Below are 8,757 nucleotides of genomic sequence, written 5' to 3'. Positions count from 1 at the left end.
GGCGGAATTCGTCCGTCCGTTTCAGTCCCATAGTCAGTCTCCTTTGTTGCAGTAAATGCTATCAAAGGAGCGGCATCAAACCGCGACAGGTCCAAATCTGGAGCTACAGGGATATAAGCCCCGCCCGCATACCCATGCTGCCTCCCGAAAATCGGGTTATCGGATAGAATCCGATATTCGCAGGCAGGATGATGTGAGCAGGAAGTGCATGAGATTGACGCTTTGTCTTGGTATGGTTCGAAGTCAAGAGCTGGTTTTGAAAAGGTAACCAGCCAGCTGATAGGAGATCAGCAGGTGAGCGTTTAGCCTATGGGCGATGTGAGCTTGTTCGAATCCATAGCGTCATTGATTGATCTCAGACGGCAATTCGTCAAGTGTCTTGGATTCGCGGCACACTTCAACTCTGCAAGAGTTTCAACCCCAAAAGCCGCTTTGCGAACCCCAGTAAAACAGGGGTTCGCGAAGTTTTTGGACAAACTATGAGTGTCTTATCAGTTATTGACCCTCTGTCGTCATACTAAGAGCAGCCTGACGTGGAACCGCAAGTGTTGCATTTCATGCAGGTGCCATTGCGCACCAGCGTGTAGTTTCCACAGTCCCCACAAGGATCGCCCTCATAGCCCTGCATTTTGGCTTTGGTGCGTACATCCATGCTGACGGAACCGCTTGAAATCGCCGTGGTCGTCGTCGAGACCGCCGCAACACTTCCCGTCGTCGTTTCGGGCACCAACGTTTGAAGCGTCGCCACTGGGTTCGTCGTGGTGTTCAAAGCTGCACCACCATTCAGAACCACCAATTCTTGTGGAAGACGTTTTCGCAAATACCCGGTCGAAGAGATTTGTTTCAACACTTCCAATGACTTAGAGGCCGCTGTTTCACTCATTTCCTGAATGTTGCTGACCCCTTCTTCTTCGCCACGCCCCAAGTCATCAAACGATGTGCCTTCGGGTTTGATGTGGGCCAAATCGGTGCGATCAAGGTAAGACACAGCCAGTTCGCGGAAGATGTAATCAAGGATTGAAGTCGCGTTCTTAATCGAATCGTTGCCCTGCACCATGCCCGCAGGCTCAAACTTGGTGAAGGTAAACGCATCGACGAACTCTTCCAGCGGCACGCCATATTGCAGGCCCACAGATACCGCGATCGCAAAGTTGTTCATCATCGCCCGGAAGCCAGCACCCTCTTTGTGCATGTCGATGAAAATCTCACCAAGGTTGCCGTCTTCGTACTCACCGGTGCGCAAGTAGACTTTGTGGCCCCCAACAACGGCTTTTTGAGTATAGCCCTTGCGGCGTTCCGGCATTTTTTCACGGTGAGATTTAACAATCTCTTTGACAATCACTTTTTCAATGATCTTTTCCGCCAGAACGGTCGCCTTTTCGTGGGCGTTTCCGCTTTCCAGAACTTCTGCGGCATCCTCGTCATCTTCGACCAGGGCAGCTGCCAGAGGCTGTGAAAGTTTTGATCCATCGCGGTACAGCGCGTTGGCTTTGATGCCCAAAGACCAGCTGAGCTCATAGGCTTTCTGACAGTCTTCGATAGTGGCATCGTTTGGCATGTTGATGGTCTTTGAGATCGCACCAGAGATGAACGACTGCGCTGCGGCCATCATGGTGATATGGCTGTCGACATTCAGGTAACGCTTACCTTTTTTGCCACAAGGGTTGGCGCAATCAAATATCTCATAGTGCTCTTCTTTGAGGAACGGCGCACCTTCAAGGGTCATCGTACCGCACACATGGTCGTTGGCAGCCTCAATGTCCTTACGGGTAAAGCCAAGGTGCGACAGCAGATCAAACGACGGATCGTTCAGCTTGGCCGCAGGGATGCCCAGTACATTGGTGCAGAACGCTTCACCCAAAGTCCATTGGTTGAACACGAAACGGATGTCAAAGGCCGAGGCCAGCGAGGCTTCGATTTTGTCCAATTCGTTTTGACCAAAGCCGTGACCGACCAGCGAGGTATGGTTGATGCCGGGCGCATTGCCCAGTGAACCGTGGCCAACTGCGTAAGAAACGATCTCTTCAATCTGCGCCGAGCCATAGCCCAGTTTTTCCAGAGCAGCCGGCACCGAGCGGTTGATGATCTTAAAGTATCCTCCGCCTGCCAGCTTTTTGAATTTTACCAGCGCAAAGTCAGGCTCAATACCGGTGGTGTCGCAGTCCATCACCAGACCGATGGTGCCGGTTGGGGCAATCACCGAGACCTGTGCGTTGCGATAGCCGTTCTTTTGGCCAAGTTTCAGCGCTTCGTCCCAAGCGGATTGCGCCAGAGCAACCAGTTTCTGGTCTGGACAGTTGTCCATGTCCAATTCAACCGGCTTAATCGCCAGACCTTCGTAACCTTCGCTTTCGCCGTAAGATGCACGGCGGTGGTTACGGATCACACGTAGCATATGCTCGCTGTTGCGCTCGTATCCGTCAAATGCACCCAACTCACCTGCTATTTCAGCCGATGTGGCATAGGATACGCCGGTCATGATCGCAGTCAGTGCACCAGTCAGCGCCCGCCCCTCGTCCGAGTCGTAGCTAAAGCCCATGTTCATCAGCAGGCCGCCGATGTTAGCATAGCCCAGACCCAATGTGCGGAAGTCATACGACAGTTGCGCAATCTCTTTGGATGGGAATTGCGCCATCATCACCGAGATTTCCAGCGTCACGGTCCACAGACGGGTGGCATGGATGTAGTCTTCGGCTTGGAACACACCGTCCTTAAGGAAGGTCAGCAGGTTCATAGACGCGAGATTACAGGCCGTGTCGTCTAGGAACATGTATTCGGAGCATGGGTTCGATCCGCGGATCTCACCATCTTCGGGACACGTGTGCCACGCATTCACAGTGTCGTGGTACTGAATGCCGGGATCGGCGCAGGCCCAAGCGGCGTGGCCAACGTTTTCCCAAAGATCACGTGCTTTGATGGTTTTAGCTACCGAGCCATCGGTGCGGCGGATCAGTTCCCAATCGGCGTCGTCCTTGACGGCTTTCAGGAAAGCGTCCGTTACGCGGATTGAGTTGTTCGAGTTCTGTCCTGAAACAGAGGCATAGGCCTCGGAATCCCAATCAGTGTCATAGGTCGGGAACTCAATGCTGGCATAACCCTGTTTGGCATAATCCAGCACACGTTTTATGTAAGTCTCAGGGATCATGACGCTCTTGGCATCGCGGATCGCTGATTTCAGAGTCTCATTGACCTTGGGGTCATAAGCATCTGCTTCAGCACCGTCCCAAGCTTTGATTGCAGCAAAGATGCCGTTCAGCTTTTGCTCGTGCATCTTGGAGCCAGCCACGATGGAGGCAACCTTTTGTTCCTCTTTGACCTTCCAGTTGATGTACTCTTCGACATCCGGGTGATCAGCATCAACAATCACCATTTTGGCCGCACGACGGGTTGTGCCACCCGACTTGATCGCACCAGCGGCGCGGTCGCCAATTTTCAGGAAGCCCATCAGGCCCGAAGACTTGCCACCGCCCGAGAGCGACTCGCCATCTGCACGCAAAGACGAAAAGTTGGTGCCGGTGCCCGAGCCATATTTAAACAGACGTGCTTCGCGGACCCATAGGTCCATGATGCCGCCCTCGCCCACAAGGTCATCGCTGACCGACTGGATAAAGCAGGCGTGCGGTTGCGGGTGTTCGTAGCTGGATTTTGATTTGGTCAACTTTTTGGATTTATGGTCGACATAATAGTGCCCTTGCGCGGGGCCATCGATGCCATAAGCCCAGTGCAGGCCGGTGTTGAACCACTGCGGGCTATTTGGTGCCGCGCGTTGCGAGGCCAACATAAAGCGCATTTCGTCAAAATAGGCTTGGGCATCTGCTTCGGACGAGAAGTACCCGCCCTTCCAGCCCCAATAAGTCCACGCACCTGCTAGACGGTCGAACACTTGCTTTGACGATGTTTCGCCGCCAATCTCGGCACCCTCTGCCGGGACCGAGCGCCACAGGAATTCAGGAACACCTTTCTCCTTCACGCGCTTCAGCTTTGACGGAACACCAGCTTTGCGAAAATACTTCTGTGCGATCACGTCGCTGGCAACCTGGCTCCAGCTGGACGGCACTTCGACATTCTCAAGACTGAATACGATGGTGCCGTCCGGATTGCGAATTTCGGATTCGGTGGTCACAAAGTTCAGCTCTGCGTACGCGTCCTGCCCGGATTTGGTAAATTTTCGTTCAATTCTCATTTCAGAGCCTCAGTTCCTGCCTGTTTTTGTCCACCGCAACAATATTGCGGCACCTAACTGTCGCGTCGGGGAAGGAGGCGCAAAACGAACCGTTCCGGCAAAGTGCATTTGCCGAATGTACCCAAAGGCCGAAGCCTGGATGTTTGTATGGTTACTGTCCCAGCCTGATCCGCATTACCACAACATATAGTGGCCGCCCCGATCTACCCACACAATCTGGCGTATTTGCCCCCAAACCGTCAAACGTTTTATTTACTGTTTTCTGCGTTTTTTCCGGTTGACCAAAGCAAAGATATCGATCGGTTCGCCCAGTGATTGCGATTCCCGACAGTTCACATATGTCCCACCAATTCCCGCCCTGCATCAACCAGTTCCCCGAAACACTTATGAAACAAGGGAAATCCCGAACTGACCGTCCTTAGGTGTCCATGGATACCCTAGTTATCCACAACATGTAGTTAAGAAACGTTAACAACCACAAGATATGTCATATTGATGACACACTCTAAATTTTCCCCGTAAACCGGGCGAATGATTCTCTTGGTTGGGTATGTTTCCGGACCTTGGGTAGGTCGACCTCACCAACAGGAAACAGCCCGAAAACCTGCAAAGCAGGTCTGGCTGTCTCATGTGGGAGAATATGGTCGGGACGGTAAGATTCGAACTTACGACCCCCTGTACCCAAAACAGGTGCGCTACCAGGCTGCGCTACGCCCCGGACCGAGGCAGGGTTTAGCTCCTACGCTCCGCCCTCACAAGGCCAAATCGCATCTATCTGCAAAAATGATGGATGACGCAGCTGGCTGCCTTCGCCGATACGCATCGCTTGGGCCAGCCCCCCCTTTATTTCAAGGACATATCGCACCGGGTGCTTGCTGGACACTGGTGTGCGGTCCAGTGGTTTTGCGTTGTGATGCACATGCGCGACCACGCCATTTTCCGAAATAAAGATCATGTCCAGAGGAATCAGTGTGTTTTCCATCCAAAAGGACACTGGTTCTGTTTTCTCAAAAACAAACAGCATGCCTGCCCCGGCAGAAAGAGATTCGCGATTCATCAATCCTTGGGCGCGTTCCTCAGGTGTGTCGGCCACCCCAACACGAAACTTGGCCATGCCCCAGTCACCGCGCACCATAATGGAATCTTCACGACACGCGACCTCGGCCAGAACCGTCACTGGGCTAAGAATTGTCACCAGCAATCCGGCAAACACTGTTCGGACCATCACTCGTCTTTCGTTGACGCGTTTTCCCAAGCCATAACTTCAGTGGCCATACATCCACGTTTACCGTCGATCACACGCAACGCCAAGGCTTCTCCGGGTTGCAGGTCAGACAGGCCTGAGCGTCGCAGGACTTCTATATGAACAAAAATATCCTCGTCGCGGCCAAATATATTGGCAAAGCCGAATCCTTTGCCTTTGTCGAACCATTTGATCCGAGCAGGCTCAAGTGGCGCATTGCGTATTTCTTCTTCGTCCAGCCCCGCAAAGTCAGCCAATACGGCGGCGGAAGCAGATTCCGGCGCATCGATTCTATGCACCTCAATGGCCTGGACACCTCGGGAAGTTTCCTGAATATCGATCTCAATTCGTGCGGAATCCGCAACAGAGCTTTGCCCAAAGTTGCGCAAAACATTTGCGTGCAGCAAAATATCTGGCCCGCCGCTCTCGGAAACAACAAAGCCAAATCCCTTAACTGGGTCGAACCATTTCACTTGCCCGACGATTCGAGTCGTGTCTTTTTCGTTATCACTCAACGTCTTAACCTTACGTAATATCATCCCCATGATCAGCAGAGTGTGCGTTAAAATGATGAAGACAGCAAGTAAAACTCCATCATGTTTTCAATTACTTGCATTTTACGTTGCGCGAATATCACGGGTTTAGCCTCTGTATGGCCCAGCCCTCACTCAAAGACTTCCGACGCCACACAAACCGATCATGCAGACGGAAAGCCCCATCGGCCCAAAACTCAATTTCCAAGGGCTCTATTCTGAATCCGCCCCAAAAAGGCGGGCGTTTGGGGTTAGGCCCGTGCTGGGCGGTTACTTTGGCCACTTCAGCCATTAAATGAGTGCGTGATGACAAAGGTCGTGACTGATGTGACGCCCACGCCCCCAGACGACTTTTGAGAGAACGGGACGCGTAATACTGGTCGGCTTTTAGGCCATCTTCTCGGGTCACAACCCCACGCACCCGCAGTTGACGTCGCAAAGACTTCCAATGCATCACAAAGGCTGCCTTGCCAGCTTGCTCGACTTCCTGAGCCTTGGCGCTGCCGTAATTGGTGTAAAACACGAAAGCATCTGGCGCTATTTCCTTCAGTAAAACCATCCGCGCATTTGGCAGACCGTCTGCATCGACGGTCGACAAGGCAATCGCATTGGGATCATTGACTTCGCTTGCCTCAGCTTCGGTCAACCAGTTTTGTGCAATTTTGAATGGGTCATCACCCGCAAAGATTCCGGTTCTGTCTGACATGGCTCTCCCCTTCCGCAGCGGCAAGCTGCACTTGATGCGTCGTCTGGGATCGCCTAAACGTCCCTTTAATTGAATTGGGACGGAGTGGACGGGAATGTCAAACAATCTGATGGCGGGCAAGCGCGGCCTGATTATGGGTCTTGCCAACGATAAATCGATTGCCTGGGGAATTGCTAAGGCCTGCGCCGACGCGGGTGCGGAAATGGCGTTCTCATTTATGGGCGATGCCTTCAAGAAACGTGTTGAACCATTGGCCGCGCAGCTTGGGGTCGAAACCCTGTTTGATTGTGATGTGTCCGACCCGGCGTCGATTGATGCGGCATTTGCCGACATCGAGGCCAAATGGGGAAAGATTGACTTTTTGGTCCACGCCATTGGCTTCTCCGACAAAAACGAATTACGCGGTCGTTATGTGGATACGTCCAAAGACAACTTCCTGATGACCATGGATATTTCGGTTTATTCCTTCACCGCCGTGGCCGCACGTGCGGAGAAGATCATGAACGAAGGTGGCTCGATGCTGACGCTCACCTACTATGGCGCCGAACAAGTGATGCCGCATTACAATGTGATGGGTGTCGCCAAGGCAGCACTTGAAGCCTCCGTAAAGTATCTGGCCGAGGATCTGGGTAAGGACGGGATTCGCGTCAATGCAATTTCGGCAGGTCCGATCAAAACGCTGGCGGCCAGCGGCATCGGCGACTTCCGCTATATTTTGAAATGGAACGAGCTGAACTCTCCACTGCGCCGCAATGTGACGATTGATGATGTCGGCAAATCGGCACTGTACTTGTTGTCCGATCTTGGCAGCGGTGTGACCGGTGAGAACCTGCACGTCGACGCCGGGTATCACGTGGTTGGCATGAAGGCCGTCGACGCACCGGATATCGACGCCGCCACAGGCCGCAAATAGAGCTGCAATGACTTTCGCGCCGCCTTCCTGTCCATTCTGGCAATCCACCTGGCCGCCGCAATGAGCCCAGGACCGTCATTTGTTGTGTCGGTGCGCGTGGCCGCATCGGATGGTTTTCGGGCAGCGGCAGGTCTGGCTCTTGGCTTTGGTCTTGGGGCCGCGTTCTGGGCGGCAGCAGCCATCACCGGCCTTGCGTTGGTCTTCCAATTGCTGCCCAGCCTGCTTTTGGTCCTTAAGATTGCTGGCACCGGTTTTCTGTTCTGGATTGCGTTGCGGATGTGGCGTCAGGCCTCGCAACCTATTGTCACAACTGATGACAGCCGCGAGTCTATGGGATTTGTCGCGTCTTTGCGGTTGGGAGTTTTTACGGCAGCTTCCAATGCCAAAACAGCGGTATTCTTCGGCGCGATCTTTGCTGGTCTAATTCCGCAAGACACCTCAGCCTTGTGGATGTGCGCCATCGTTTCCGCGGTTTTCGTCAATGAAACTGTTTGGTATGTCTTTGTGGCCCGCGCGTTTTCCTTGCCGGGAGCCCGCGCCGGGTATATCCGGCTCAAATCAACGATCGACCGGGCCTTTGGCGGATTGATCGCGCTATTCGAATTGAAAATCGCTCTGAGCTGAGCGCCAGAGCAGGAGAAAAATAATGAGCGAACGTCTTCCACACGAAAAAGGGTTTCACATCAGCTGGGATCAAATCCACCGCGACAGCCGCGCTTTGGCCTGGCGTTTGGATGGTCAGGGTCCGGATGATGGGGCCTGGAAGGCCGTGGTTGCGATCACCCGAGGCGGCATGGCCCCTGCGATGATCCTGAGCCGTGAGTTGGATATTCGCACCGTCGATACAATCAGCGTCATGTCCTATCACCACCAAGATCGGGGTGAAGCTCAGGTGTTGAAATCTCCTGACAAAGAACTGATGGGCGATGGCGATGGCATTTTGATCATCGATGATCTGGTGGATTCGGGGAAAACGCTGGATCTGGTACGCAAACTGTACCCAAAAGCGCATTTCGCAACGGTTTATGCTAAACCCAAAGGTCGCCCGATGGTGGATACTTTCATTACCGAAGTGAGCCAGGACACCTGGATTTTCTTCCCATGGGATATGGCATTGCAATATGTTGAGCCCTACCGCGGCACTGACTAAGGCTTTTGCCTTTTGAAGGGCTGATGCCT

At 53.2% G+C, this 8,757-nt stretch carries 7 protein-coding genes and 1 tRNA gene; 3 read left to right on the top strand and 5 right to left on the bottom strand.

Features of this window, described 5'->3' with window-relative positions:
- Positions 1 to 517: 517 nt before the first annotated feature.
- The 5 genes from BUC32_RS04445 to pdxH all read right to left on the bottom strand — a co-directional run bounded on the left by BUC32_RS04445 (position 518) and on the right by pdxH (position 6,665).
- Positions 518 to 4,183 (bottom strand): vitamin B12-dependent ribonucleotide reductase, encoded by a 3,666-nt coding sequence (locus BUC32_RS04445; RefSeq protein WP_073249818.1) that lies wholly within the window; start codon positions 4,181 to 4,183, stop codon positions 518 to 520.
- Between the two features lie 641 nt (positions 4,184 to 4,824).
- Positions 4,825 to 4,901, bottom strand: a tRNA-Pro gene (locus BUC32_RS04440).
- Positions 4,902 to 4,922: 21 nt separating this feature from the next.
- The gene (locus tag BUC32_RS04435) at positions 4,923 to 5,408 is read right to left on the bottom strand and encodes a DUF192 domain-containing protein (RefSeq protein ID WP_073249816.1); all 486 of its coding nucleotides are present in this window, start codon (positions 5,406 to 5,408) and stop codon (positions 4,923 to 4,925) included.
- Positions 5,408 to 5,941, bottom strand: a complete 534-nt coding sequence (locus BUC32_RS04430) for a cold-shock protein (RefSeq protein WP_407695240.1) — start codon at positions 5,939 to 5,941, stop codon at positions 5,408 to 5,410. The genes BUC32_RS04435 and BUC32_RS04430 overlap by 1 nt, the downstream gene beginning before the upstream one ends.
- A 118-nt stretch (positions 5,942 to 6,059) precedes the next feature.
- A complete protein-coding gene (gene pdxH, locus BUC32_RS04425; protein ID WP_073249814.1) occupies positions 6,060 to 6,665 on the bottom strand; it encodes a pyridoxamine 5'-phosphate oxidase in 606 nt (201 codons plus the stop codon).
- Between the two features lie 94 nt (positions 6,666 to 6,759).
- Between pdxH and fabI the strand changes: the two genes are divergently transcribed.
- From fabI to gpt, 3 genes are read left to right on the top strand one after another with little or no spacing between them, the layout of a single operon-like run.
- Positions 6,760 to 7,578 carry an enoyl-ACP reductase FabI gene (gene fabI, locus BUC32_RS04420; RefSeq protein ID WP_073249812.1) on the top strand — a complete coding sequence of 273 codons (819 nt, stop codon included), beginning with the start codon at positions 6,760 to 6,762 and terminating at the stop codon, positions 7,576 to 7,578.
- 60 nt (positions 7,579 to 7,638) lie between these two features.
- Positions 7,639 to 8,202 (top strand): LysE family translocator, encoded by a 564-nt coding sequence (locus tag BUC32_RS04415; RefSeq protein WP_073249810.1) that lies wholly within the window; start codon positions 7,639 to 7,641, stop codon positions 8,200 to 8,202.
- A 22-nt stretch (positions 8,203 to 8,224) separates the two neighbouring features.
- Positions 8,225 to 8,728, top strand: a complete 504-nt coding sequence (gene gpt, locus BUC32_RS04410) for a xanthine phosphoribosyltransferase (protein ID WP_073249808.1) — start codon at positions 8,225 to 8,227, stop codon at positions 8,726 to 8,728.
- The last annotated feature ends 29 nt before the right edge of the window (positions 8,729 to 8,757 follow it).

It is taken from the genome of Shimia gijangensis, assembly GCF_900142085.1.
Lineage (GTDB): Bacteria > Pseudomonadota > Alphaproteobacteria > Rhodobacterales > Rhodobacteraceae > Shimia > Shimia gijangensis.
This window is presented reverse-complemented; position numbering and strand designations above follow the sequence as displayed.